Here is a 25355-nt window from a genome sequence, read left to right on the forward strand (position 1 = left end):
TGGATGCGCAGGGATACGGGAGAAGGCGCATCCAGCGTATAGAGATACGGTTGCTCGTATACACTTCCATGGTGTGCGTCCGGGCGAACCCTGTCCTGCGTCCGTACGCACCCCGTCCCGACCGCCGCAAACCAGGAGCCGACCCATGGCGATAGACCTCAGGGGCCGCCACTTCCTCAAGGAGCTGGACTTCAGCGCCGAGGAATTCCGCCGACTGATCGACCTGGCGGCCGAGCTGAAAGCGGCCAAGCGGGCCGGTACCGAGGTCCCCCGCCTCCAGGGCCGGAACATCGCCCTGATCTTCGAGAAGACCTCGACCAGGACCCGCTGCTCCTTCGAGGTCGCGGCCGCCGACCAGGGTGCGTCGACCACCTACCTCGACCCGTCCGGCTCGCAGATCGGGCACAAGGAGTCGGTCAAGGACACCGCCCGGGTGCTCGGCCGGATGTTCGACGGCATCGAGTTCCGCGGCAGCCGGCAGTCCGACGTCGAGGAGCTGGCCGCGTACGCCGGGGTGCCGGTCTTCAACGGGCTCACCGACGACTGGCACCCGACCCAGATGCTCGCCGATGTGCTCACCATGGTCGAGCACGGCCAGGGGCGCTCCCTGGCGGAGACCGCCTTCGCCTACCTCGGCGACGCCCGCAACAACATGGGCAACTCCTATCTCGTCACCGGCGCGCTGCTCGGCATGGACGTACGGATCGTGGCGCCGAAGCAGCTGTGGCCCGAGGAGACGGTCATCGCCGAGGCGCAGCGGCTCGCCAAGGGCAGCGGCGCCCGGATCACGCTCACCGAGGACGTCACCGAGGGCGTGCGCGGTGCGGACTTCGTCGCCACCGACGTATGGGTCTCCATGGGCGAGCCCAAGGAGGTGTGGGACGAGCGGATCGCGCTGCTCGCGCCGTACGCGGTCACCATGGACGTCCTGCGCGCCACCGGCCGGCCGGACGTGAAGTTCCTGCACTGTCTGCCCGCGTACCACGACCTGGGTACGGCGGTCGGCCGGGAGATCCACGCCCGGCACGGGCTGTCGTCGCTGGAGGTCACCGACGAGGTCTTCGAGTCCGCGCACTCCGTCGTCTTCGACGAGGCGGAGAACCGGATGCACACGATCAAGGCGGTGCTGGTCGCGACGCTCGCCCGGTGAGCAGCCGGGGGCGGAGGGTGGCGGCGGCAGGGGCGCCGTAGGCAACATCACACACATTGACTGCATAGCCATCCGCCTCTACGGCCGATCATGCAGGTCAAGCGGCTACCATCGAGCCGTTTGCGGGGTTCGGGCCCACCGGTCCGGACCCCGTTCTGTGCGTGGCCCACCCCCGCCCGCGCATCGCACCACCAGAGAGAGAACCACCTCCATGCGTCCCTCAGGTCCGTCCGGACTGCGCATAAAGTCCCCCGATCTGCTCATCGCCGAATCCGGCGCGGACCTCGAAGGCAACGGCCTCAAGCGCAGCATGGGCCTCTTCCAGCTCGTGTGCTTCGGCGTCGGCGCCATCGTCGGCACCGGCATCTTCGTCGGTCTGTCCGACACCGTCGCCGAGGCCGGCCCTGCCGTCATCGTGTCCTTCGTCCTGGCGGCCGTCACCTGCGTCTTCACCGCCTTCTCCTTCGCGGAGCTGGGCGGCGCGATACCGGTCTCCGGCAGCTCCTACTCCTATGCCTACGCCACCCTCGGCGAGCGCACCGCCTTCCTCGTCGGCTGGTGCCTGCTGCTCGAATACGGCATCTCGATCTCGGCCGTCGCCGTCGGCTGGGGCCAGTACCTCAACGAACTGCTGGGCAGCCTGACCGGCTGGCAACTGCCGGCCGCGCTGTCCAATCCGCCCGGTGACGGCGGCGTCGTCAACATCCCGGCCGTCGTCGTGATGCTGCTCGCCGCCCTGCTCCTGGTCCGCGGTATCCGCGAGAGCGCCCGGGCCACCGCCGCGATGGCGGTGCTCAAGCTCGCGATCCTGGTGCTGTTCTGCGCGATCGGCTTCAGCGCCTTCCGGGCCGGCCATCTCTCGCCGTTCGCCCCCGAGAGCATCGCCGGGATCACCTCGGGCGCCTCGGTCGCCTTCTTCTCGTACATCGGCTTCGACGCGATCACCACGGCCGGTGAAGAGGTGAAGAACCCGCGGCGCAACATCCCCATCGCGATCATGGTCTGCATCGGTGTGGTCACCGTCCTGTACTGCCTGGTCGCCCTCGCCGCCATCGGCGCCCTCTCCTCCGACCAGGTCGCCGGCCAGCCGGCCGCACTGTCGCTGATCGTCAACCGCGTCACCGACTCGACGCTCGGCGGCGGGGTGATCGCCTTCGGCGCGGTCGTCGCCATCGCCTCGGTCGTCCTCGCGGTCATGTACGGCCAGACCCGCATCCTGATGTCGATGGCACGGGACGGCCTGGTCCCGCGGATCTTCGAGCGGATCTCGCCCCGTACGTCCACCCCGGTCGCCAACACCTGGATCGTCGCCGCCGTCTTCGCCGTCCCGGCCGCGGTGGTCCCGTTGGACGTGGTGATGAACCTGACCACCATCGGGACGCTGGCGGTCATGGCGGTGGTCAACCTCAGTGTCCTGGTGCTCCGCCGCACCCGCCCTGACCTGCCGCGCCGCTTCCGCGTACCGCTCTTCCCGGTCAGCCCGCTCCTCGGCATCGGCTTCTGCGGCTACCTGATGTACGGGACCGGCCTGGCGACCTGGCTGCAGTTCGCCGGCTTCCTGGTTGTCGGCGCGCTGGTGTACGCGGGCTACGGCCGGCGGCGCTCGCGCTTGGCTTGACCCCCACGTTGTTGGCTTTCCCGCCGTGTGGGTTTCTCGCCGTTGCGCCTGCGGCGGGCGGGTGGGTGGTGGGTGCGGTGACGGTCCTCCGCGGGTGGGTGTCCGGACTGCTTCGCTTTACGTCCGGACACCCACCCGCTCCGGCCCGTCCCCTCCCGTTGTGGGGATGACGGAAGGCCGGTGGGGGTGCACGTAAGTGATCACGTGCACCCCCATCGGCCTTTCCTTTTCCCTCAACGGGAGGGGACGGGCCGGAGGGGTCTTGTTTGTGGACGTAAAGCGAAGCAATCCACAAACAAGGCCCCGGAGGTCCGTCACCGCACCCAACAACCACCCAGCCCGCCGCAGGCGCAACGGCGAGACACCACCACGGCGGGACAGCCGAAAACGTGGGAAGGAAGCCCAAGCGCAGCGGAGCGGCTCGCCGCAGGCGCAACGGCGAGAAACCACCACGGCGGGACAGCCAAAAACGTACGCCGAAGCGTATAGCGCATGCGTGACGGTGGTCATGAAACGGTGATAACTTCGAAGGGCATCCGGAGAACATCCACCGGCCGACCCGCCAAAGGGGGCAGGCAGCCCGATGAGCCCGTTCACAGGATCCGCCCACCGCACAGACCCCTGGCAGCACATCCGCGTGACCAGGCAGGACGGGATCGCCACCGTCACCCTGGCGCGCCCCGAGAAGCTCAATGCGCTCACCTTCGAGGCCTATGCCGACCTCCGCGATCTGCTCGCCGAGCTGTCCAGGGAGCGCTCCGTGCGCGCCCTGGTGCTGGCCGGGGAGGGACGCGGATTCTGCTCCGGCGGCGATGTCGAGGAGATCATCGGCGCCACCCTGGGCATGGACACCACCCAGCTGCTGGACTTCAACCGGATGACCGGTCAGGTCGTACGGGCGCTGCGGGAGTGCCCCTTCCCGGTGATCGCGGCCGTGCACGGCGTCGCGGCCGGCGCCGGTGCGGTGCTGGCGCTGGCCGCCGACTTCCGGGTCGCCGACCCGTCCGCCAAGTTCGCCTTCCTCTTCACCCGGGTCGGACTCTCCGGCGGTGACATGGGCGCGGCCTATCTGCTGCCCCGCGTCATCGGGCTCGGCCATGCCACCCGGCTGCTGATGCTCGGCGACGCGGTACGCGCGCCGGAGGCCGAACGGCTCGGGCTGATCAGCGAACTGGCCGACGAGGGGCGGGCCGACGAGGCGGCCGCCTCGCTCGCCCGACGGCTCGCCGAGGGCCCCGCGCTGGCCCATGCCCAGACCAAGGCGCTGCTCACCGCCGAGCTCGACATGCCGCTCGCCGCCGCCGTCGAGATGGATGCCGCCACTCAGGCGCTGTTGATGAACAGCGCCGACTACGCGGAGTTCCACGCTGCCTTCACGGAGAAGCGGACCCCCAAGTGGCAGGGGAAGTAGCCATGCGGGTCGCCGTCATCGGCGGGGGGCCGGGCGGGCTCTACGCCGCGGCGCTCCTCAAACGCCTCGACCCCACCCGCGAGATCACCGTCTGGGAGCGCAACGCCCCCGATGACACCTTCGGCTTCGGCGTCGTGCTCTCCGACGAAACCCTGGGCGGCATCGAGCACGCCGACCCGGAGGTCTACCGCGCGCTCCAGCGTGAGTTCGTCCGCTGGGACGACATCGACATCGTGCACCGGGGCCGCACCCTCACCTCCGGCGGACACGGCTTCGCGGCGCTGGGGCGGCGCCGGCTGCTGGGCATACTCCACCAGCGCTGCCGCGACCTGGGCATCGCGCTGCGCTTCCGTACCGAGGCACCGCCCGCCGCCGAACTGGCCCGCTCCTACGACCTGGTGATCGCTGCCGACGGAGTGCACAGCGCCACCCGCACCGCGCACGCCGACGCCTTCGGGCCACGGCTGACCAGCCACCGCTGCCGCTACATCTGGCTCGCAGCCGACTTCGCCTTCGACGCCTTCCGCTTCGAGATCGCCGAGACCGAGCACGGCGTGGCCCAACTGCACGCCTACCCCTTCTCGCCGGACGCCAGCACCGTCATCGTCGAGATGCGCGAGGAGGTCTGGGCAGCCGCCGGCCTCGACCAGGCCGATGAACGCGAATCCGCCGAATGGTGCGCCAAGCACTTCACCGACGCCCTGCGCGGCCGGCCGCTGCGCTCCAACAACTCCAGCTGGACCGCCTTCCGTACCGTCGTCAACGACCGCTGGTCGCACGGCAATACCGTGCTGCTCGGCGATGCCGCGCACACCGCGCACTTCTCCATCGGCTCCGGCACCAAGCTCGCCGTCGAGGACGCCCTGGCGCTCGCCGCCTGCCTCCAGGAACAGCCCGACACCCCCGCCGCGCTGGCCGCGTACGAGGCGGAGCGCCGGCCGGTCGTCGCCTCCACGCAGCGCGCCGCCCGCGCCAGCCTCGTATGGTTCGAGGAGCTGGCGACCTACGTCGACCAGCCGCCCCGCCAGTTCGCCTTCAACCTGCTCACCCGCAGCCGCCGGGTCACCCACGACAATCTGCGGCTGCGCGATCCGGGATTCGTCGCGGCGGTCGAGGGCGAGGCGGGCACCCCCGACGCCACCCCGCCGATGTTCACGCCCTTCCGGCTGCGCGGCCTCACCCTGCGCAATCGCGTGGTCGTCTCACCCATGGACATGTACTCGGCGCGGGACGGCGTGCCCGGCGACTTCCATCTGGTGCATCTGGGCGCCCGGGCCCTGGGTGGGGCGGGACTGGTGATGACCGAGATGGTCTGCGTCAGCGAGCGGGGCCGGATCACACCGGGCTGCGCCGGGCTCTACACCCCCGAGCAGGCCACGGCCTGGCGGCGGATCACCGACTTCGTGCACGCCCAGGCACCCAGCACCGCGATCGGCATCCAGCTGGGCCACGCGGGCCGCAAGGGCTCCACCAAGCTGATGTGGGACGGCATCGACGAACCGCTCGACGCCGGCAACTGGCCGCTCGTCGCCGCATCCCCCCTTCCGTACAAGCCCCACAGTCAGCGCCCCCAGGAGCTGGCCACGGGCGAACTCACCCGGATCCGCGAGCAGTTCACCACCGCCGCCCGGCGCGCCGCCGACTGCGGCTTCGACCTGCTCGAACTGCACTGCGCGCACGGCTATCTGCTGTCCGGATTTCTCTCCCCGCTGACCAATCAACGTACCGACGCCTACGGAGGTTCCCTCGCCCGCCGTCTCCGCTTCCCGCTCGAAGTCTTCGACGCGGTGCGCGAGCAGTGGCCGGACGACCGGCCGATGACCGTCCGGATCTCCGCCACGGACTGGGCCGACGGCGGCACCACCGCCGAGGACGCGGTGGAGATCGCGGCGGCCTTCGCCGCGCACGGCGCCGACGCCATCGATGTCTCCACCGGACAGGTCGTCGCCGACGAGCGCCCCGACTTCGGACGCTCGTACCAGACGCCGTTCGCCGACCGGATCCGCAACACCCTCGGCGTGCCGGTCATCGCGGTCGGTGCCATCTCCTCCTGGGACGACGTCAACTCCCTGGTGCTGGCCGGACGCGCGGATCTGTGTGCGCTGGCCAGGCCGCATCTGTACGACCCGCACTGGACGCTGCACGCCGCGGCGGAGCAGGGGTACGCGGGGCCGGGCGCCCCCTGGCCGCTGCCCTACCAGGCGGGCAGCCGCACCCCGCCCACCGGGCGTACCGACGCACCGAAGCCCCGCCTTACGCTGCGGTGACGGGGAGGCACGGGCAGCGGGGCGGGGCCGTTCGGGGGCGGTGAGCCGCAAGCGGCTCCGCGCGGCACTGTCAGGGTGACGGCACGCTGGTGATCTCCGCGGCGATCACGGGTTTGCCGTGCTGTTCCACGGAGACCTCGACCTGCCGCCGGCCGTCGTCGTCCGGTCCCGTGGCGTGCGGTGCGGTCCGGGCCTGTACCCAGCAGGGGGCGTCCAGTTCGGCGTAGCGCTCGAAGCGGCACTCCATCGCGACCGGCAGCGTCAGGCCGGGCGTCGCGGCCTGCGCGGCCTGGCGGGCGGCCTCGATCATCAGCATGCCGGGGGCGTGGTCCACGGGGTGGTCGAAGAGCACCGGGTGGGAGGTGTCCACCCGCAGCTGCCAGAGGTCGGGCCGGCCGGTGGGGGAGAGCACCACATCGCGTTCGCGGTCCCGGGCGACCAGGCGTGGGGTGACCGGCTCGGGCAGCGGCAGCCGCCGCGCGTTGGCCAGGGTCAGATCGCTGTACTTGCCGCGCAGCCGGCGGTAGACCGCCGGGCTGTGACAGGAGTAGTCGAGCATCGCGGTCGCCAGGTGGGCGCCGTCGCACAGGATGCGGAACTGCTGGCGGGCGCTGGTCAGCCGCTTGCCGCGGCGGACCACGTCATGGTCGGTGATGTGCAGTTCCACATCGGCAGGTTCCGCGGCGGTGTACAGCGCCTGCGGCGAGAGGTCGTAGCGGACCCGCTGCCAGATGATGGGGTGGTCGAGCGGCACGCGGTGGGCGACATGGCTGAGTAATATCCCGGCCTGCCGCATGGTCTCGATCAGCAGCAGCGGGTCGTGCAGCCCGCCCACCGGTCCGTAGAAGCTGTGGGCGCGCGGCCACTGGGCGCTCACCACCCAGCTGTCCGCGCCGCCGCGCCGCCAGTTGGTCAGGAACACCTCGGACACGGCGGTGCGGTGGACGTACTCGCGCGGCACGGTCGTGGTCAAAGTGGACGGTCGGTTTCCGTCCGTGAACCGGCATTCGCCGTCGCGGCGTTGATCGCGTGAGGACGGCATGAGAGTGGCGCTGGCCATGGGTATCCCTTTCTGAAGTGCGGCTCTCAGCGACCTGACGGGCTGAGCCTCGCTACGGCGATCCTGCGGCACCAAGATACGGACCATGTGGTTTGTTTTCTAGTGCTAAGGGATCGTTCCTCCACCGACTGCGAGGGGCCGACGTCAGGCGGAGAGCTGTACCGCCCGGCCGTGCGGGTCGAGATGGCTCATCGCGCCGGGAGAGGCGAGCCCCGGCAGCGTGTGCTTCCACAGCGCCGTGACGCGCTCGGGGAGATCCGCGCGGTTGGTCGCGGCGCGCGAGAACAACTGCACGCCCATATAGGCGGCGACGAAGAATTCGGCCGCCCGGTCCGGAGCCACCCCCGGCAGTAACTCCCCGTTGTCCCGGGCCTCGGTGAACATCTGGGTGATGATGTCCGTCCAGGCCTGGTACGGCACCAACGGTTCCTCGCTGAAGGTCGTCTCGACCGCGATACGGGTGCCGGCCTGCAACAACGGGTCGCTGCGCAGGGCCAGCGCGACCTGGTGGGTGAAGTCGATGGCGTCCTGCAGCCGGGATTCGCTGACTTGCGGAAGGAACGGATCGGTTTGCTCCGTTATGACCGCCCGGGCCAGTGCGTCCTTGGACGTGAAGTGGAAGTACACCGCTCCCTTGGTGACCCCGGCGCGCTGGATGATCTCGGCCATCGTGGCGGCCTGGTATCCGCGGGTGCCGATGACATGGGCCGCGGCCTCCAGCACGGCGCGCCGGGTGCGCACTGCGCGTTCCTGCTTGACCACCGATCATCCTCCGTATGCTCTCTTGGAGTTGTTGCGCTGAGTGCGACCCGCCCGCCGTGGCCGCGCAGTCTATTTGCGCATCATAAAGAAGCCAACCATGCGGTATTGAATCTGCGTACCGCCGTGAGCCACTACGAGTGCCAGGAGCCGCCGCCCGATGTCGCCCACCGCCCCCACCCTGCCCGCCATGCAGCGCGAGGTCCGGCTCGCCGCCCGCGTCGAAGGGGAGCTGACCCCACGGCACTTCACCCTCGCCGAGGTCCCGGTGCCCGAGCCGGGGCCCGGGCAGGTCCTGGTGCGCACCCGGCTCATGGCGGTGACCGCGGCGATGCGGACGCAGATGACCGGCGTACCGCTGCCGATGCCCTCCTTCGTGCCCGGCGAGGCGCTGTGGGGCTCCGCGGTCGGTGAGGTCGTGACGGCGCCCGGCGGCGGCTTCACCCCCGGCGAGCTCGTCCACCACCCCTATGGCTGGCGGGAGTTCGCGGTGGCCGACGAGTCACGGGTACGCCGGCTCGCCCCGGATGCGCTGCCCACGCCCGCCGCCCATCTGTCACAGGGGGCGACCGCCTGGGGCGCGCTCCGCCGGGCGGCCGAAGTCCGGCCGGGGGACACGGTGTTCGTCACCGGAGCGGCGGGCGGGGTGGGAAGTCTGGCCGGGCAGCTCGCACGGCGGCTGGGGGCGGGCCGGGTCGTCGGCAGTACCGGTTCGGAGCGGAAGGCCGCCCGGCTGCGCGCCGAGCTGGGGTACGACGACACGATCGTGCGCGGCGCAGGCCCGATCGAACGGCAGCTGCGCCGGGCCGCCCCGGACGGTATCGATGTGCTGCTGGACACCGTGGGCGGCGAGCAGCTGGCCGCCGCCCTCACGGTGGCCCGTCCCGATGCGCGCTTCGCGCTGGTCGGCGCGCTCTCCAGCCAGCTGGGCGGGGACGGGGGCGCCACCGCCCCGGTCGAGCTGGACGCGGGGCTGGTCATCACGCGGCGGGTGGCGCTGCGCGGCTTCGGGCTCCACGCCCATCCCGATCTGCCGCAGGAGTGGACGAGGGAGTTCGGCCAGGGTCTGCGGGACGGCTCCCTGGTCTTCCCGCATGCCCTGCTGAAGGGGATCGAGCAGGCTCCTCGTGCGCTGTGCGAGCTCGTCCAGGGGTGCCACATCGGGGCTGTGCTGGTCGAGTTGTGAGCCGCACCCGCCCCTTCGGGGGCGTACGGGATTGACGAGCGGGGCGGGTCAGCCGGCCGCCGGCAGCTGCGCGGGCGTCGGCACACCGGCGGCGGGCAGCCGCGGAGGTGCGCCCGGCAGCAGCGACCACAGGCCGACCACCGCCTCCTTGTCCCACCACGTCCCGTCCTCGCCGCCCAGATGCAGCAGGCCCACCACGATCGAGGTCAACAGCTGGGCGGTACGCCGCGGTTCGGCGTCCGGCGCCTGCACGGCAGGGCCGCCGAGCTCGCCGGTCCCGCAGGTCACCGCCTTGTCCAGGAAGAGCGCATACCAGCGCTGCTCCAGGGCGTAGATCCCCAGGCCCGGTGCGGTCTCCGGCCGCAGCCGCAGTCCGGCGCGCAGCACCGCGTCCGACTCCACCCGGCTGAACAGCTCGACGGCGAAGTCCTGGACGGCGATGGTCAGCGGCTGCCGGGAGCGGGTGAAGGCGTCCTCGATCTCCTGGAGGGCGGCGAGCGCGGCGTCCCGCACCGCGAGGGTGAGGTCGTCCTTGGATGTGAAGTGGAAGTAGAGGGCTCCTTTGCTCAGGCGGGCCCGCCGGCTGATCTCGACCATGCCCGCGGCGGGAACCCCCTTCTCCAGGAAGGTCTCTGCGGCCGAGCGGATGAGTGCCTGGCGGCTCTGGATGGCGCGATGCTGGGTGGGCACGGTGTCCGTCCCGTCTCTAGTACGGCTGCGAGCTGATTGCAGTGTACAGAGAAAACCAACCATGCGGTTCGGTATTCTCCAGGGGAATGGCCGGAACTATCGTGCCCTGACGCAAAGCTGACGCTCGACCGCTCGTTCAGGCGTCCGGAGTCCCGATGCGGAGGCCGCTTCCCCAGTCTGACCCGGCGCGACAGCGTTGTCGACCCGTCAGGATGTGACAAAGGCACATTGACAAACAGCGCAGGCGGTTTTTAAATCTCCGAAGGCGGTAAACGGGACGTTCCCTTCCGTTGCAGCCGCCACGACGGTCGCGTACCGCCCTTGGACAGCGGTGCGCCATGGCGAGACCGGCTCTGCCTTCATCAGTCGTCGACCGCAGGCCGCCCCACCAGCCGAGCCAGCAACGTCACCCGAACCCCGCACCCCCATCGGAACCCGGAAAGGTCTCCAGCCATGCGCGTAGCAACGGAAGTCGGCGAACGTCCCGCAAGAGGTGCACGGGGCGCCGGAGGTGAGACGATCAGGGCCGCCGTGTTCGACCTCGACGGCACCCTCGCCAACACCCTCCCGGCGATCAGCAAACTGCTGGTCAAGGTCGCCTCGGAGCAGGGGTGTTCGGTGACCGCGCGGCAGGCGGCCGCCGCCATCGGCAAACCGCCCGGCCCCGCCTTCGGGCGGCTGCTGGGCAAGCCCGAGGACGACAGCCGGGTGCAGGCCGCCATCTCCCGCTACCGCGAGCTGTTCGCCTACGAAGTCCTGTGCCAGGGGCCGCAGCTGCTCTTCCCCGGGGTGACCGCGGGGCTGTCCGCGCTGCGTGCGCACGGTGTCGAGCTGGCCGTCGCCACGTCCAAGACCACCCGCAGCGCCGAGGCGCTGCTCGACGTCATGGGCATCCGTGACCTGGTCGGCCCGGTGATCGGCCAGGACATGGTCCAGCGCGGCAAACCGCATCCGGAGATGGTACTGCGGGCGGCCGGCCGGCTGGGCGTCGCGGCCTGGCAGAGCGCGTATGTGGGCGACACGGTGGGGGACATGAGGATGGCGGTCACCGCCCGCATGGAGCCGGTCGCGGTGACCTACGGCGTCGGGTCGTTCGGCGAGCTCGCCGGAGTCGCCGGCACCCGGATGTGCGGCTCCTTCAAGGACGTGGTCTCGGTGATCGCCGCTGCCAGGCCGCGGGCGGCGGGCGGCGCGTCGCAGCGCCCGGCCGTCACGGTGGGGGCCCAGCGCCGCCGTTGAGGGGGCGCAGGGGCCCTTCACGCCCCGGCCGTCGCCTCGCGCACGTAACGGGCGCCGGCGGCCCGCAGCGTGCCGTGCAGCCGGCCGAACACCTCTGCCGCGCGGCCACCCGGCCAGTCCTCCGGCAGGAGGGGAGAGGGCAGCCCGGGATCGGCGTACGGGAGGCGACGCCAGGCGTCCAGCGCCAGCAGGTAGTCGTGGTAGGCCGCCTCGGGCGGCACTGTGCGCCGGCGCGACCAGCGGCGCAGGACCGGCTCCTGCTCCGCCAGGAACGCGCGGTGCTGTGCGGCGATGGCGTCCAGGTCCCACCAGCGCGTCACCGCGTCCGCGGTCGGCGCGAAACCGGCGTGGGTACCGGTGAACAGATCGACGTACGGCGCGAGTTGGAGGCGCTCCAGGGTGTGCCGGGTCTCCTCGTAGAGCTGGGCGGGGGCGATCCACACACCGGGTGCCGCGGTGCCGAAGCCGAGCCGGGCGAGCCGCGAGCGCAGCAGATGGCGCTTGTGCCGCTCCTCCTCGGGGACGGAGAAGACGGCCAGCACCCAGCCGTCGGACAGCCGCGCGGCCGGCCGGCCGAAGATCCGCCGGTCGCCGTCCTCCAGCAGCTGGCGGGCCGCGTCGGACAGTCCGTACGCAGCCGCCCCGCCGGCCGTGCGCCCGGACACCAGCAGCCCGCGCCGCTTGAGCCGGGAGACCGCGGAGCGCACCGACGGCGGATCCACGCCGAGCGCCCCGAGCAGCCGGATCAGTGCGGCGACCGGAACCGGACCGGCCGCTTCACCCTCGGTGCCGGGTTCGCCGCGCCCGTAGGCGCCGTAGAACGTGACGATCAGGGACCGTGGGGTGCGCTGTGTTTGCTGGTCGGTCACCGGATCACTCTAGATCGGGCGCGCGCAGCCGGAAGCGCTGGAGCTTTCCGGTGGGGGTGCGCGGCAGAGCGGTGTGGAAGACGATCTCGCGAGGGCATTTGTAGGGCGCGATACGGGTCTTGGTGAAGGTGCGCAGCGCGGCGACGGTGTCCTCTCCTCGTGGCACGCCGGCGCGCAGCACGACATGGGCGACGACCACCTGCCCCCGGTCCTCGTCGGCGCGCCCGACCACCGCCGCCTCGACCACGTCGGGGTGCCGCAGCAGCGCGTCCTCCACCTCGGGTCCCGCGATGTTGTAGCCGGCGGAGATGATCATGTCGTCCGCGCGCGCCACATAGCGGAAGTAGCCGTCCACCTCGCGGACATAGGTGTCGCCGGTGATGTTCCAGCCGTCCTGTACGTACTGCGTCTGCCGGGTGTCCGCGAGGTAGCGGCACCCGGTCGGCCCGCGGACGGCGAGCAGGCCGGGCTCGCCGTCCGGCAGCGGCCTGCCGTCCGCGCCCACCACCCGGGCCTGGTAACCCGGCACCGGCAGGCCGGTCGTGCCCGGCCTGACCGCCTCGTCGGCGGCCGCGATGAAGATGTGCAGCAGTTCCGTGGCACCGATGCCGTTGATGATCCGCAGCCCGGTCGCCTCGTACCAGGACCGCCAGGTCGCGGCGGGCAGATTCTCACCGGCCGACACACAGCGACGCAGCGTGGAGACGTCGTACCCGGCGAGCTTGGGCAGCATCGCCCGGTACGCGGTCGGCGCGGTGAACAGCACCGAGATCCGGTGCCGGGCGATATCGCCGAGCAGCCGCTCCGGTCCGCCCCAGTCGGCGAGCAGCGCCGAGGCCCCGGCCCGCAACGGGAAGATGACCAGCCCGCCGAGGCCGAAGGTGAACCCCAGCGGAGGGCTGCCGGCGAACACATCGTCCGGGACCGGCCGCAGTACCTGCGCCGAGAAGGTGTCCGCGATGGCGAGCACATCGCGGTGGAAGTGCAGACAGCCCTTGGGGCGGCCGGTGGTACCCGAGGTGAAGGCGATCAGCGCGACATCGTCGGCGGCGGTCGGCACCGCGGTGTACGGGGCGCCGCCGGGCCGGGCGAGCTGTCGCAGATCGTCCTCGGCGTCCCCGCCGTACGTGGTGATCCGCAGCCCCGGCACCGCCGCCTCGGCGAGGTCCTCGACGGAGCGGACGTCGCACAGCGCGTACCGCACCTGGGCGAGCTCACAGATCGTGGCCAGCTCCTTGGGGCGCTGCGCGGCCAGTACGGTCACCGCGACCGCCCCCGCCTTCATCACGGCCAGCCAGCAGGCGGCGAGCCAGGGCGTGGTGGGGCCGCGCAGCAGGACGCGGTTGCCCGGCAGCACCCCCAGCCGGCCGGTGAGCGCATGGGCGATGGCGTCGACCTGCGCCCGCAGCTGCCCGTACGTCCACACCGGCCCGTCGGCGTCGCGCATCGCGGGCCGGTCCGGGCCCAGCCGCCCGATGGTTCCGTCCAGCAGCTCGGCGCCGCAGTTCAGACGGTCGGGATAGCCCAGGTCGGTGAGGTGCGGCCACTGCTCCGGGGGTGGCAGGCGGTCGCGCGCGAAGGTGTCGGTGTGGGCCGAGGACCGTAGCTCCATGGCGGGTGCGCCCCCTAGGGCGGCCGGGTGGCCGGCTCGGTTGGCTGCTCGTACGGCCGGCCGGGACCGGTCGACGACGGTCGAGGACTGCCGTTCGGATCCGTCGTCAGCGTAACGTGTTCGTGACGGCAGTCAACAGATCGCGATAGAGGAACCGCTACCAGGGAGCCGCCTCGTGACCGTATTCGCGCTGGGACCGGATGAGCGGGAATGGTGCGCCGAGCTGCGCGCCATGACGGCCGAACGGCTGAAGCCGCTGGCAGAGAAGGGCGAGCCGGGCCGGATCAACCGCCCGCTGGTCGCCGCGCTCGGTGAACTGGGCCTGCTGCGGCGCCTGTTCCCCGAGCGGGGCACGCTGCGCGCCCTGGAGCTGTGTCTACTGCGGGAATCGCTCGCCCAGGAGTGCACCGAGGCGGAGACCGCGCTGGCGCTCCAGGGCCTGGGCGCCTACCCGGTCGTCCAGGCGGGGACCGAGGCGCAGCGCGCCCGCTGGCTGCCCGAGGTCGCCGCCGGGCGGGCGGTGGCGGCCTTCGCGCTGAGCGAGCCGGGGGCGGGCTCGGACGCCGCCGCGCTGTCCCTGGCAGCCGAGCCGGACGGCCCGGACGGCTGGCGGCTGACCGGCGAGAAGTGCTGGATCTCCAACGCCCCGGAGGCCGACTTCGTCACCGTCTTCGCCCGCACCGGGGGAGCGGGCGCCCGCGGTGTCACCGCCTTCCTGGTGCCCGCCGGCCGGCCGGGCCTGACCGGTGAGCACCTGGACATGCTCAGTCCGCACCCCATCGGCACGCTGATCTTCGATGGCACGCCCGTGACCAGGGCGGATGTGCTGGGAGAGGTGGACGGCGGGTTCGCTGTGGCGATGACCACCCTGCATCTGTTCCGGCCGAGCGTGGGCGCCTTCGCGGTCGGGATGGCGCAGGCCGCGCTGGACGCGGCGCTGGCGCACGCGGGCGTGCGCACCGCGTTCGGCGGCCCGCTGCGGGAGCTCCAGTCCGTGGGACATCAGCTCGCCGAGATGGCCACCCGGGTCGAGGCCGCCCGCCTCCTGGTCTACGCGGCGGCCTCCGCGTACGACGCCGGCGCCCCGGACATCGCCAGGCGGTCGGCCATGGCCAAGCTGCTGGCGACCGAGACCGCCCAGTACGTCGTCGATACCGCCGTCCAGATCCACGGCGCCCGCGGGCTGCGCTGCGGCCACCTCCTGGAACACCTCTACCGGGAGGTCCGTGCACCGCGTATCTACGAGGGCGCCACGGAGGTGCAGCGCTCGATCATCGCCAAGGAGCTGTACCGCAACTGAACCTCACCGCCGGGGGCCTCGGCTCCGAAACCCCCGGCGCGGTACGGCCGTTGGTCCGCTCAGCTGTTGGCCTTCCAGACCTGGCCCAGCTTGCACCTGCCGGAGGTGGGACCGTCGCCGTTGGGGTACTTGATGAAGGTGCCGGTGATGGTGGCGGGCGAGGTCTGGCCGGCCGCCACCTGGACCGAGGAGATCTGCGCGGTGCCGACGTGGCCGCCGGACGCGTCGGTGAACTCGACGGTGCCGTTGTAGGTCGCGGTGCCCCGGGAGTTGCCGTTGGTCACGCTCAGCGTGGCGCGCAGGGTGCCGGCGGTGTTGTCGACCTGGCAGTCGGTGATGCGGATGTCCGACTCGGGCGGCGTGGTGGACCCGTCGGTCGGCGAACCGGTGGTGCCGCCGCTGCTGGTGGTGCTCCCGGAGCTGCTGTATCCGCCGCTGCTGCTGTAGCCGCCACTGCTGCTGGAGCTGTGGCTGGAACCGCAGCCTCCGCCGTGCGAATGGCGGGCGCCGGTCAGCGCGACGACCACCAGTGTGCACACGGTGACAGCACGGACATGGCGAAGCTTCATGGTGATTTCCCCCGGAATGAAGGGCCGCTCGTACGGCGGCGGCCGACAGCTCTTGACAAGCGCACGTCAGGCTAGCAAGCGGAGCCGCGGACGCCGAATTCCGGCCACCAGGCGGCCGACGGGCGAGTGTCAGTGGTGGATGTCAGGCTGAAATCACGCAGGGTCCGCGAAGGGAATCGCCATGATCACTACTGACTTCGTCCCCGGCTCGCCGTGCTGGCTCGATCTCGGTGCTCCCGACGTCGAGGTCGCGGCGGCCTTCTACCGCGCCGTGTTCGGCTGGCAGGCCGAACCGGAGGGCGACCAGGGCGCGGACGGATACACCCTCTTCCGGCTCGACGGGAAGGCGGTCGGCGCGGTCGGCCCGCTCCCCGAGGACGGCGCCCGCTCCGCCTGGACGATCTACTTCAACACCCCCGACGCGGAAGCCACGGCCAAGACGGTGGAGCAGGCCGGCGGCTCGGTCTGCTCGGCACCGGCCGAGGTCGGCGCGGGCGACGGCCGGTTCGCCCGGCTCGCGGATCCGCAGGGCGCCGAGTTCGCCGTCTGGCAGCCCGGGAGATACCCGGGTCTCGAGGCCGCGGACGGCGCGGGGAGCCTGGGCTGGACGGAGCTCTACACCACCGACGCGGCCGCCGCGCAGACCTTCTACCGGACCGTCTTCGGCTGGAACACCCAGGACATGCCGCTGCCCGGCGGGGGCGGCACCTACACCCTGCTGTGCCCCGCGAACTGCGGCGAGGAGCGGATGCACGGCGGCCTGATGGGTGTGCCCGCCGATCTGCTCGGCCCCGGCGGAAAGCCGTACTGGCACCCGGTGTTCGGCTCCAAGGACTGCGATGCCACGGTCGGCCTGGTGACGGGCAACGGCGGCACGCTGTCGATGGGCCCGGAAACCGCCGAGGGCGTCGGCCGGCTGGCGGTCTGCAACGACTCGTCGGGCGCGGAGTTCGTGGTGCTCACACCGCAGGGGACGCTGTGACCGCGCACCGCGGATGAGGAGGCGCAGCAGGTCGTTCCTTTCCCGGGTCGGCGTGTCCCACCCCCGCTTAGACTGACTGCTCCAAGTCTGAACAGGGGGCGGGATGAACACCGGTGTCAGCAGGTTGACCCTCGGTCTGGCAGGCGCGCCGGACACCGATGCGGAGGAACTGCACGTGCTCGGCGAGCAGTTGCGCCGTGCCCTGCTGGAACTCGACGTCGAGGACGTGCAGTTGGCCCGTCAGGACGCCGCGGTCCCCGAGGGTGCCAAACCCGGCGAGGCCATCGCCGCGGGAGCGCTCGTCGTCACCACCGTCCCGCTGCTCCTCCGCCAGGTGCTCCAGCTGGTCGACACCTGGCTGCGCAACCGCCCGGTCCGCAGCGTCACGGTGGAACTCGACGGTGACACCATCGAGTTGGGGAACGCCTCCCCGGAGGACCAGCGGCGCCTGATCGACGCATTCGTGAATGCGAGGTCCCGGCCGTCCGGAACACCGCAGTCCGGGGAGTGAGCCGGTGACCGGTTTCCACGCCGGCCGCAGGGACGCACTGCTGATCGCCACCGGCAAGTACGAGAGCCCGGCCCTGAAGCCGCTGCGCTCACCGCGCCAGGACTGCGAGGGCCTGGCCGCCGTCCTCAGCGCTCCGGACATCGGAGGCTTCCAGGTCCAGCAGCTCGTGGACGCCAGGTCGTACGAGGCCAAGCGGGCCCTGGAGCAGTTCTTCCGCAACCGCGGCCGGGAGGATCTGCTGCTGCTCCATCTGTCCTGCCACGGCATCAAGGACGACGAGGGCCATCTCTACTTCGCCGCGCAGGACACCGACAAGGACTTACCGGCCTCCACCGCGGTCCCGGCCGCCTTCCTGCACGACCAGATGGCCCGCTGCCGGGCCCGCACCATCGTCGTGCTGCTGGACTGCTGCTACAGCGGGGCGTTCCTGCCCGGCGCGAAGGGCGACGACTACGTCCAGGTGAAGGAGGAGCTGGCCGGCCACGGCCGGGCCATCCTCACCGCCACCAATCGCACGGAGTACGCCTGGGAGGGCGACCATCTGGAGGCCTCGGCGCCGCAGCCCTCCCGCTTCACCGGCGCCCTGATCGAGGGCCTGCGCAGCGGCGACGCGGACACCGACCGGGACGGCCGGATCACGGTCACCGAACTGTACGACTACGTCTACGAGTACCTGCACCGCAGCGGGGCCCGCCAGCGCCCCCGGATCTGGGCCGACCTGGAGTACCGGGTCACCATCGCCCGAGCCCCCGCCGGGACGCCCGCCGAACAGCCCGCCCCCGCTCCGACCGCCACCCCTGCCCCCGCCCCCGAGCCTCCGCCACCGTCGGCGCAGCACGCATCCTGGAACGCCGCCACCGCGGTCCAGGAGCAGACGGCGCCTCCGCAGCAAGGCCTCTTCGCCCGGCTCAAGGACGCCTTCAACGGTGTGGACTCCGGCCCCGGGCTGCCCACCGCCGCGCGCCGGCTCGCCCATCGCGGCCAGGACGCTCTGATCAGGATGGAGTTCCCGCTGGCCGAGACGGCGCTCGGCACGCTCAAGGACATCGAGGTCGATACCGCGGTGGTCTGCGACCAGTGCGAGGGCGGAGGCGCCGCCGTCGGCACACCGGTGTACCGGTGCCTCACCTGCAACGGCACCGCGACGAACGGCAGGGGAGCGGAGGGCGGCGCCGCCGTTCCGTGCACTTCCTGCAACGGGAGCGGGGTGCGCATCCCGTCACCGTGCCCCTCATGCGCGGGCGAGGGCCGGGTGCCCGTCCGCCGCACCCTCACCGTCCGGATTCCGGGAGGTGTCGATCACGGCACCCGCATCCAGTTCGTCGGCGAGAGCGAGGTGGGACCGGGCGGCGGCCCACCCGGGGACCTCTACCTCGAAGTCGTCGAACTCCCGCACCCGGAGCTGGAGCGCCGGGGCGACGACCTGCATCTCACCCGGCGCATCCCGCACTCGCTCGCGCGCAGCGGCGGCACGATCGAGGTGCCCACACTCGACGGCCCCACGTCCGTCCGGATCCCCCCAGGCCTGCTTTCGGGCCAGACGCTGCGCCTCGCCGAGTACGGCACGATGCATTTGCGCGGCGCCGGCCGCGGCGACCTGCTGCTCCGCCTCGAGGTCGCGGGGAACGGCCGATAGCCGGAGCGGGGACGGGAGGTGGTACGCGGGCGGGGTTCGGCACGTTCACTCGTTCGTGTGCACTCGTTCGATGCAGCCCTTGGGGGCTTGGCAGGGGAAGAACACTGCTGCCATGAGCAGCGATCGGCGACCGTCCCTGCCGGAAGCTCTCCGGCGTGAACTCAGGCTCGAGGTCGGCGGCATGTGTCCGTTCAGCCAGTGCCGGATGCCGACCCAGGAGGACTGCCACATCTGGGACCGGGCAAAGGGCGGCCCGGACGTGTTCGGCAACCTGCTGCGTGCCTGCGCCGCGCACCATCACATGCACACGCTGAACCAGATCCCGGACAAGGACCTGCGAGTGATCAAGGCCAGACTCGCTTGGTCCAATGATCGCTACACGGGCTCGGAATACCTGTGGCTGGAGGTCTTCGCCCACCTGGGTGGAACGCACTTCAACTTCCCGGCGGCCAACCGGAATTGCCTCCGTTTCCTGCGTGCGGACGGATACATCGAGCTGCTCTCCACGGAGGCGGGCGTCGACAGGTGGCACTTCACCCGCATCGGGCAGTTCTTCGCGCAGGCTTGGAGCGAGTCCGGAGCGCATCCGATCCGCATCTCGCGAGCTTCTGCGTAGCGGCACAGCCTGCGTCGACGGCCCGGGGCGGGCCCGCGGCGGCCCAGGGACTTCGCGACCCGGCCCGGCGGGCGTTGGGACCGAGCCGGTGCTCAGCGCGGGCATCCTGTGCTTCGCCCTGCTCGGTGTCTACGCGCTCTCGCAGAGCACTTTCGAGGTGGTGCCGGCCATCGCGGTGGCGGTCCTCGGTCTCTTCATGCGCCGCACCGGTTACCTCATCGCACCGCTCATCCTCGGCGCGGTACAAGGGTCCGCCTCCCGGAGCCGGTGTAGGCGGCGTCCGGGCCCGTCTCCCGCGCGGCCCCGGTTCCGCTGTCGTTCGGTCGTGCCTCTGCGAAGCCTCTTCGAGGCCGGGCCAGGCGCGGGTCATGGGGGGCGGGGCCGCTACTCAGCGCCGCCTGAGTAGCCGTACTCATGTGGATCCGGCCGGCCGACCTACGCTGCGAAGAACGAAGAGGCACCGAATCTTCTGGGGAAGACCATGAACGCTGGACGACTGAACGCAATAGCCCGGATGACCTTCGGCAACCCCGTCTCGCAGATCTATCTCGTGGTGGTCGCCGCCGCGACCGTCATCTGGGTGCTCGCCGAGAGCACCGACCCGTTCGGCGGGTTCTGGATGTTCATCGTCACCATGCCGACGATCTTGGTCTTCACGTTGGTCGAAGAGATCTTCCCGGGCCTGGACGACATGCCGTCGTGGTACCTCTACACCTCCGTGGCTGTCTCCGTACTCATCCAGTGCATGTTCATGGGCGCCGTTTTCTCCCTCGCCAGTACGGGCAAGTGGCTCCCGGCACGGCCCCAGGGAAACTGACCGCCTTGCTCCCGCGCCCGCTGTTCGGCGCCGCGCGTCCGGCCTTCGGCAACGCTCTGCCGCTGACGTACTCGGCGCAGGATGCCGCCGCACACACTCCTGACCCGCGTCTTCGCAAGTCAGATGGGGTGCGGCGGCATCGGTTGATCAGATGTCCCGGAAGATCTCGATCTGCGCCCCGATGGAGTTCAGTCGCTCGGCCAGGTCCTCGTAACCGCGGTTGATGACATAGACGTTGCGCAGGACGGACGTGCCCTCGGCGGCCATCATGGCGAGGAGGACGACGACCGCGGGGCGCAGGGCCGGCGGGCACATCATCTCCGCCGAGCGCCAGCGGGTCGTGCCGTCCACCAGGACCCGGTGCGGGTCGAGCAGTTTGACCTGGGCGCCCAGGCGGTTGAGGTCGGTCAGGTAGATGGCGCGGTTGTCGTAGACCCAGTCGTGGATGAGGGTCTGGCCCTGGGCGCTGGCCGCGATGGCCGCGAAGAAGGGGACGTTGTCGATGTTGAGGCCCGGGAAGGGCATGGGGTGGATCTTGTCCAGCGGGGCCTGGAGCTTGGAGGGGCGGACGGTCAGATCGATCAGCCGGGTGCGGCCGTTGTCGGCGGCGTACTCCGTGCTGCGCTCGTGGTCCAGGCCCATCTCCTCCAGGACGGCCAGCTCGATCTCCAGGAATTCCACCGGAACCCGACGGATCGTCAGCTCGGACTCGGTGACAACTGCCGCCGCCAGCAGGCTCATTGCCTCGACCGGGTCCTCGGACGGCGCGAAGTCCACATCGCGCTCGATGTGCGCCGTGCCGTGGACGGTGAGGGTGGTGGTGCCGATGCCGTCGACGCGTACGCCCAGCTCCTCCAGGAAGAAGCAGAGGTCCTGGACCATGTAGTTGGAGGAGGCGTTGCGGATGACGGTGATGCCGTCGTGCCGGGCGGCGGCCAGCAGCGCGTTCTCGGTGACGGTGTCGCCGCGCTCGGTCAGTACGATCGCGCGCTTGGGGGCGACGCTGCGGTCGACCTCGCCGATGTAGGTGCCGTCGGTGGCCGTGATCTCCAGCCCGAAGTGGCGCAGCGCCGTCATATGGGGGGTCACGGTCCGGGTGCCCAGGTCGCAACCGCCCGCGTACGGCAGCTTGAAGTGGTCCATGCGGTGCAGCAGCGGACCGAGGAACATGATGACGCTGCGGGTGCGGCGGGCCGCCTCGGTGTCCATCGCGTCGAGGTCGAGCTCCGCGGGCGGGATGATCTCCAGGTCGTTGCCGTCGTTGATCCAGCGGGTGCGTACGCCGATGCTGCCCAGCACTTCGAGGATGCGGTAGACCTCCTCGATGCGGGCCACCCGGCGCAGTGTGGTGCGCCCGGCGTTCAGCAGCGTGGCGCACAGCAGCGCGACACAGGCGTTCTTGCTCGTCTTCACATCGATGCTGCCCGACAGCCGGCGGCCGCCGACCACCCGCAGATGCATCGGCCCGGCATAGCCGAGCGACACGATTTCGCTGTCGAGTGCCTCGCCGATCCGGGCGATCATCTCAAGACTGATGTTCTGATTCCCGCGTTCGATGCGGTTGACCGCACTCTGGCTGGTGCCCAGTGCCTCGGCAAGTTGCGTCTGTGTCCAGCCACGGTGCTGTCGGGCGTCACGGATGAGTCGGCCGATGCGTACGAGGTAGTCGTCTGCCATGGGGTCGACCGTATCTCAGATATGAGATGGATACGCAATTGCCTGTAACTGGGTTGTTCTACTAATGTGCAAACAACTGAGAGGTGGTCACCAGACTCATGAAGAGTGCTCCGCGTTCCGCCTTAGCCCCAAAGGGCCGTCTGTGGGCGTTTGTTGTCGCCTTCCCCTTCATCGCCGCGACCGTGGCCATAGCCGTCCTCTATGTTTCGGTTTCCGCCCGATTGCCCGATTCGCTTGCCACCCATTTCGGTGCCGACGGCCGGCCCGACGGGTTCACCTCCTCGCACGGCTTCCTGACGGCCGCTCTCCTCGCACTGCTCGTCCTCGGCATCGTCTACGGCCTGCTCATGGGGCTGCGGAAGCCCTCGGCCGGCACGCCCTGGGTGATCGCCGGCGGCTACGCCACCGCCTTCGGACTCGGCTACCCCGTCTGTCTGATCCTGCTGGGCAACGCCGATGTCACCGACACCTCGGCCGTACGGCTGCCGCCGTGGGAGGCCGCCCCGGCGCTCATCGTCGCCCTCCTCGCCGGCGTACTGGGCCGCCTCCTGGCCGGGCCCGCGCCCGGCCCGCACCACCCGGAAACGGGCGAGGCACCCCGGCTCGACCTCCCGGCCGGTACCTCGGCGGGCTGGTCACGGACCATCAGCTCGCTGCCGCTGATGACGGCGGGCGTCCTGATGGCCGGCGCCGGGGGCGTCACCCTCCTCATCGGCGGGGCGACAGCCTTCGCCGTCTTCCTGCTCGCCGGCGGGGCCGCGGTCATCGCCGTCACATCGGTACGGGTGACCGTCGACCGCCGCGGTCTGACGCTCGCGCCCGCCCCGCTCTCCGCCTTCCGGATCCGGTTCCGGCGCATCCCCCTCGGCCGGGTGGCCGAGGCCACCAGCCGCCCGATCGCCGCCTTCGACGAACTCGGCGGCTGGGGCTACCGTGTTCAGGCCGACCGCAGCGGGCTCGTACTGCGCTCGGGCGAGGGCCTCGTGCTACGGCTCACCAGCGGCCGGGAGTTCTTGGTGACGGTCGACGACGCGGCGACCGCCGCCGCACTGCTCAATACGTACCTCGACCGCGAGCGTGCGCGGGAAGGAGGCTGAGATGCTCTTCCGGGTCGACCCCGGCTCGTCCGTCCCGCTCGGCGAGCAGATCGCGGCCTCGGTCCGCGGCGCCATCGCCGAGGGCACGGTCGGCACGGGGGAGCGCCTGCCGGCCGCCCGTGAACTCGCCGCGTCCCTCGGCGTGAACGTCCACACCGTGCTCCGCGGCTACCAGCGCCTCAAGGAGGAGGGGCTGATCGAACTCCGCCGCGGCCGCGGTGCGGTGGTCACCGGCGCGGCTTCGCCGGCCCGCGCCCGGCTGGGCGAGACCGCCGAACGCCTGATCGCGGAGGCCCGGCGCCTGGGGCTCTCGGACGAGGAGATCGTGACGGTCGTCCGGGTGGGCCTGGCCGGCCGCTGAGACGAGCCGCCGGGGGAGGCGCATGCGCCGGCGCGGTGACGGGGCCCGGGCGGGGAGGCGTACCGCGCCCGGGGCTCAACTCCCTGGTGCCCGTAGGCCGGGTACCTGCGGCGAGAGCAGCGCGGCGGCCGTGGCGAGGACGATCAGCGCCGGGCAGCCGGCCGGTGCGCGGCCCACGCCAAGGTGTGCCGCGACCGGTCCGGCGGCCGGCCGGCACGGAGAGGGTGCCGGCGCCGCGACGAGCCGTACGAATCGCCAGTCGCGCCAGAGGGAAAGACGGCGTCCCGGTGCGCAGAACCAGCGGTCAGCTGCGGATGGTTGCCATCCAGGCGACCGGGCCGCAGGTCGCCGTCCGCCTGGGCGAGGTGATCGACGGCTGGTTCCGTACGGACCGGGCCGTGATGCCCAAGGACGCGGTGTTCCCGTCCGGGAAGTCCGGCCAAGAGGTGGCGCGGCACAACACGGCGGACATGAAGTCCTCGCAGCGGGCCGCCACTTCGGCCGCGCTCGGATTCCTCCGGCAGGACCCGGACCGGGTGAAGGTGAGGCTGACGCTCGACGATGTGGGCGGGCCCAGCGCCGGCCTGATGTTCTCGCTCGGCATCGTCGACAAGGTCGCCGGCGACGGCAGCGGCGGTGACCTCACCGGCGGCCGCACCATCGCCGGCACCGGGACGATCGATGCCGACGGGCGGGTCGGCGCGGTCGGCGGGGCGGCGCTGAAGACCCAGGCGGCCAGCCGGGACGGGGCGAGAGTCTTCCTCGTACCGCAGGCGGAGTGCGCACAGGTGCAGCCCGCCCCGGACGGCCTGCGGCTGATCCCCGTCACCACCCTCAAGGGCGCGGTGCGGGCCCTGAGCGCGCCGGCCAAGGGCGGCCCGGTCCCCGGGTGTTGACCGGCCGGCCTCGTCGGCCGACTGTCGGCAACCCGGCTGCCCTGCCCCGGTCAGTCGTCCAGCACCGCCAGGTCCAGCCGCCGCAGCCGGGCGGGATCGGCCAGGATGTCGATCTCGACGATCTTTCCGCGCGCCACGGTGAAGCCCATGACGGCGAGTGCCTGCCCGCCCCGCATGGTGACCAGCCCCGGGGCGCCGTTGACCAGCGCGGGCCGGGCGAACGGGGCGAGCCGGGAGAAGGTCAGCGCCTGCTCCACGACCGCCCGCGCCCCGCGGACCAGCTTCGATACGCCACCGGACGCGGGTCCGGCGTCGGCCCGCAGCAGCACGTCCGGGTCGAGGACCGCCAGCAGCCCTTCGAAGTCGCCTGCGCGCGAGGCGGCCAGGAAGGCGTCGACGACCTCCCGCTGACGCGCCGGATCGGTGTCGGGCGTCGGCGCCGTTCCTTGCACGCGACGCCGCGCCCGGCTGGCGAGCTGCCGGGCGGCGGCCGGCGTACGGTCCACGAGGGGCGCGATCTCGTCGAACGGCATCGCGAACATGTCGTGCAGGACGAACGCCAACCGCTCGGCGGGGGAGAGGGTTTCCAGGACGACGAGCAGCGCCAGCCCGACCGAGTCGGCCAGCACCGCCGCGCCCTCCGGGTCGGCGGAGTCCTGGCGGCCCACGACCGGCTCGGGGACATGCACCTCAAGGGGTTCCTCGCGCCGTGCCTTGCGCCTCCGCAGCTGGTCCAGGCACACCCGCCCGACGACCGTGGTCAGCCAGCCGCCCAGATTCTCCACCTCGCGCGCATCCGACCGGCTCAGCCGCAGCCAGGCCTCCTGGACGGCGTCATCGGCCTCACTGAGCGAGCCGAGCATCCGGTAGGCCACCGACCGCAGATGGTTCCGGTTCTCCTCGAATCGTGCCGCCAGCCACTCGTGCTCGTTCATCGAATCTCATTCCTCGCCCGTCGAGAGTCCGTCATAGCAATGACGCGGGGCGTGGGGCGGATGTGACACGGCAGGGGAAGCCAAGGCCGCCGCACGG

24 protein-coding genes are annotated in these 25355 nt (G+C 71.4%); 16 read left to right on the plus strand and 8 right to left on the minus strand.

The window, feature by feature from the left end:
• Nucleotides 1–145: 145 nt before the first annotated feature.
• The 4 genes from argF to ACZ55A_RS27305 all read left to right on the plus strand — a co-directional run bounded on the left by argF (nt 146) and on the right by ACZ55A_RS27305 (nt 6446).
• Entirely contained in the window at nt 146–1150 is a 1005-nt protein-coding gene (argF, locus tag ACZ55A_RS27290; protein ID WP_468845208.1) for an ornithine carbamoyltransferase, read from the plus strand.
• A 211-nt stretch (nt 1151–1361) separates the two neighbouring features.
• Nucleotides 1362–2768, plus strand: a complete 1407-nt coding sequence (locus tag ACZ55A_RS27295; RefSeq protein ID WP_468845211.1) for an amino acid permease — start codon at nt 1362–1364, stop codon at nt 2766–2768.
• 583 nt (nt 2769–3351) lie between these two features.
• Nucleotides 3352–4179 (plus strand): enoyl-CoA hydratase family protein, encoded by an 828-nt coding sequence (locus tag ACZ55A_RS27300; RefSeq protein WP_468845214.1) that lies wholly within the window; start codon nt 3352–3354, stop codon nt 4177–4179.
• 2 nt (nt 4180–4181) lie between these two features.
• The gene (locus tag ACZ55A_RS27305) at nt 4182–6446 is read left to right on the plus strand and encodes a bifunctional salicylyl-CoA 5-hydroxylase/oxidoreductase (protein WP_468845470.1); all 2265 of its coding nucleotides are present in this window, start codon (nt 4182–4184) and stop codon (nt 6444–6446) included.
• A 70-nt stretch (nt 6447–6516) separates the two neighbouring features.
• On the opposite strand, the gene ACZ55A_RS27310 is transcribed toward ACZ55A_RS27305, so the two are convergent.
• Nucleotides 6517–7419, minus strand: a complete 903-nt coding sequence (locus ACZ55A_RS27310; protein ID WP_468845217.1) for a ScbA/BarX family gamma-butyrolactone biosynthesis protein — start codon at nt 7417–7419, stop codon at nt 6517–6519.
• 231 nt (nt 7420–7650) lie between these two features.
• Complete coding sequence (locus tag ACZ55A_RS27315; RefSeq protein WP_468845220.1) at nt 7651–8268, minus strand: ScbR family autoregulator-binding transcription factor; 618 nt, start codon at nt 8266–8268, stop codon at nt 7651–7653.
• 157 nt (nt 8269–8425) lie between these two features.
• Between ACZ55A_RS27315 and ACZ55A_RS27320 the strand changes: the two genes are divergently transcribed.
• Nucleotides 8426–9451, plus strand: a complete 1026-nt coding sequence (locus ACZ55A_RS27320; RefSeq protein WP_468845223.1) for an MDR family NADP-dependent oxidoreductase — start codon at nt 8426–8428, stop codon at nt 9449–9451.
• A gap of 48 nt (nt 9452–9499) precedes the next feature.
• On the opposite strand, the gene ACZ55A_RS27325 is transcribed toward ACZ55A_RS27320, so the two are convergent.
• Nucleotides 9500–10141, minus strand: coding sequence for a TetR family transcriptional regulator (locus tag ACZ55A_RS27325; protein WP_468845226.1), 642 nt, complete (start codon nt 10139–10141; stop codon nt 9500–9502).
• A gap of 531 nt (nt 10142–10672) precedes the next feature.
• Between ACZ55A_RS27325 and ACZ55A_RS27330 the strand changes: the two genes are divergently transcribed.
• Nucleotides 10673–11380: an HAD family hydrolase gene (locus ACZ55A_RS27330; protein WP_468845229.1), complete on the plus strand. Its 708-nt coding sequence runs from the start codon at nt 10673–10675 to the stop codon at nt 11378–11380.
• Between the two features lie 17 nt (nt 11381–11397).
• Here the strand turns inward: ACZ55A_RS27330 and ACZ55A_RS27335 are convergent, their stop codons facing one another.
• Nucleotides 11398–12249, minus strand: coding sequence for a PaaX family transcriptional regulator (locus tag ACZ55A_RS27335; RefSeq protein WP_468845232.1), 852 nt, complete (start codon nt 12247–12249; stop codon nt 11398–11400).
• A gap of 4 nt (nt 12250–12253) precedes the next feature.
• Nucleotides 12254–13861: an AMP-binding protein gene (locus ACZ55A_RS27340; RefSeq protein WP_468845235.1), complete on the minus strand. Its 1608-nt coding sequence runs from the start codon at nt 13859–13861 to the stop codon at nt 12254–12256.
• A 175-nt stretch (nt 13862–14036) separates the two neighbouring features.
• On the opposite strand from ACZ55A_RS27340, the gene ACZ55A_RS27345 reads away from it, so the two are divergent.
• Complete coding sequence (locus ACZ55A_RS27345) at nt 14037–15161, plus strand: acyl-CoA dehydrogenase family protein (RefSeq protein WP_468845238.1); 1125 nt, start codon at nt 14037–14039, stop codon at nt 15159–15161.
• 59 nt (nt 15162–15220) lie between these two features.
• On the opposite strand, the gene ACZ55A_RS27350 is transcribed toward ACZ55A_RS27345, so the two are convergent.
• Entirely contained in the window at nt 15221–15730 is a 510-nt protein-coding gene (locus tag ACZ55A_RS27350; RefSeq protein ID WP_468845241.1) for a peptidase associated/transthyretin-like domain-containing protein, read from the minus strand.
• 181 nt (nt 15731–15911) lie between these two features.
• Here ACZ55A_RS27350 and ACZ55A_RS27355 point away from each other — a divergent pair, with 181 nt between their 5' ends.
• From ACZ55A_RS27355 to ACZ55A_RS27380, 6 genes are all read left to right on the plus strand, one after another.
• A complete protein-coding gene (locus ACZ55A_RS27355) occupies nt 15912–16712 on the plus strand; it encodes a VOC family protein (RefSeq protein WP_468845244.1) in 801 nt (266 codons plus the stop codon).
• A 103-nt stretch (nt 16713–16815) separates the two neighbouring features.
• Nucleotides 16816–17223: a hypothetical protein gene (locus tag ACZ55A_RS27360; RefSeq protein ID WP_468845247.1), complete on the plus strand. Its 408-nt coding sequence runs from the start codon at nt 16816–16818 to the stop codon at nt 17221–17223.
• Between the two features lie 4 nt (nt 17224–17227).
• Nucleotides 17228–18859 (plus strand): caspase, EACC1-associated type, encoded by a 1632-nt coding sequence (locus ACZ55A_RS27365; protein WP_468845250.1) that lies wholly within the window; start codon nt 17228–17230, stop codon nt 18857–18859.
• Between the two features lie 112 nt (nt 18860–18971).
• Nucleotides 18972–19475, plus strand: coding sequence for a hypothetical protein (locus ACZ55A_RS27370; protein ID WP_468845253.1), 504 nt, complete (start codon nt 18972–18974; stop codon nt 19473–19475).
• Between the two features lie 88 nt (nt 19476–19563).
• Nucleotides 19564–19881, plus strand: coding sequence for a tripartite tricarboxylate transporter permease (locus ACZ55A_RS27375; protein ID WP_468845256.1), 318 nt, complete (start codon nt 19564–19566; stop codon nt 19879–19881).
• Nucleotides 19882–19956: 75 nt separating this feature from the next.
• Nucleotides 19957–20292 (plus strand): SCO4225 family membrane protein, encoded by a 336-nt coding sequence (locus ACZ55A_RS27380; protein WP_468845259.1) that lies wholly within the window; start codon nt 19957–19959, stop codon nt 20290–20292.
• A 147-nt stretch (nt 20293–20439) separates the two neighbouring features.
• Here the strand turns inward: ACZ55A_RS27380 and ACZ55A_RS27385 are convergent, their stop codons facing one another.
• Nucleotides 20440–21969 carry a helix-turn-helix domain-containing protein gene (locus ACZ55A_RS27385; RefSeq protein WP_468845262.1) on the minus strand — a complete coding sequence of 510 codons (1530 nt, stop codon included), beginning with the start codon at nt 21967–21969 and terminating at the stop codon, nt 20440–20442.
• A 98-nt stretch (nt 21970–22067) separates the two neighbouring features.
• Here ACZ55A_RS27385 and ACZ55A_RS27390 point away from each other — a divergent pair, with 98 nt between their 5' ends.
• From ACZ55A_RS27390 to ACZ55A_RS27400, 3 genes are all read left to right on the plus strand, one after another.
• Nucleotides 22068–23066, plus strand: a complete 999-nt coding sequence (locus ACZ55A_RS27390) for a DUF1648 domain-containing protein (protein ID WP_468845265.1) — start codon at nt 22068–22070, stop codon at nt 23064–23066.
• A 1-nt stretch (nt 23067) separates the two neighbouring features.
• Complete coding sequence (locus ACZ55A_RS27395) at nt 23068–23427, plus strand: GntR family transcriptional regulator (RefSeq protein WP_468845268.1); 360 nt, start codon at nt 23068–23070, stop codon at nt 23425–23427.
• Nucleotides 23428–23651: 224 nt separating this feature from the next.
• Complete coding sequence (locus ACZ55A_RS27400) at nt 23652–24323, plus strand: S16 family serine protease (RefSeq protein WP_468845270.1); 672 nt, start codon at nt 23652–23654, stop codon at nt 24321–24323.
• Between the two features lie 50 nt (nt 24324–24373).
• Here ACZ55A_RS27400 and sigJ read toward each other — a convergent pair whose 3' ends face one another.
• Nucleotides 24374–25258: an RNA polymerase sigma factor SigJ gene (gene sigJ / locus ACZ55A_RS27405; protein ID WP_468845273.1), complete on the minus strand. Its 885-nt coding sequence runs from the start codon at nt 25256–25258 to the stop codon at nt 24374–24376.
• Nucleotides 25259–25355: the final 97 nt, after the last annotated feature.

It is taken from the genome of Streptomyces sp. NPDC034111 (genome assembly GCF_055575375.1).